Source organism: Prevotella sp. HJM029 (assembly GCF_000599605.1).
In the GTDB taxonomy this organism is placed as follows: domain Bacteria; phylum Bacteroidota; class Bacteroidia; order Bacteroidales; family Bacteroidaceae; genus Prevotella.
The window spans coordinates 1-691 of the sequence record NZ_AZHT01000058.1 but is presented as its reverse complement, the minus strand read 5'-3'; the positions used below and the strand labels follow the sequence as shown (position 1 = coordinate 691).

Annotated in this window: 2 pseudogenes; both read right to left on the bottom strand. The window is 40.7% G+C overall.

Annotated elements, in window-relative coordinates:
• Positions 1 to 298: pseudogene (locus tag X919_RS0104570) on the bottom strand (hypothetical protein); the annotation flags it as partial.
• A 2-nt stretch (positions 299 to 300) separates the two neighbouring features.
• Positions 301 to 691 (bottom strand): annotated as a pseudogene (locus X919_RS16820) (hypothetical protein); the annotation flags it as partial.

Sequence of the window (691 nt, the reverse complement as noted above, 5' to 3'; positions counted from 1 at the left end):
GTGTAAAGTCTCTAAATGTATAGATGAGATAGTTGTCAAGATCTTCTCCTAAAAAGTCTACCCCAAAGTATCCCACATTGGACTCAATAGCACAGTAGGGGCTACCATCATCATTGAGTATCGTTGCAAAGTAGACCTCTTGCTTCTCGTGGGCTTCACGAGAAGCAAGCTCCAACAGCCCCTCTTTCTTCTTGCGACGAGAATAGCGAGTTTTGTTGTAACCATCTAATTGGCATAGGGTGGTTTCTTCTGTACCTATGTAATTACCAACCCAGGTTCTATTAAATATTACTTTCATAATTAATTGTAGATCTTTCCGTTGATGTCTCTAATCTTAATATAGTGCTTATTTGCATAATCTATTACCTTCTTAGGTACAACTTTGTCCTGCACAGGCACCTCAAGGATCATTTGTCCATCAAGAACTTTTCCATTATTTGCCTTGAAGATACCGGCATTAGCACCGCTTATATTGGATGGTACATCCGCTATTTTTGTCCCAGGTGCGTATTTATCCGATAGTTCCTTTAAGTAACGAATTGCAGTCTCCTCTGACACCTCACTAAGCTGGGTATACTTACGAGAGACAATCTCGCCTGTGTGAGGGTTATAGGAATCCAGCCTCACATACTGATGCTTTGTAGGAGACCCTTCTGGTAGATTTATAGCTTTCTTCGGTGCTTCTAAATAA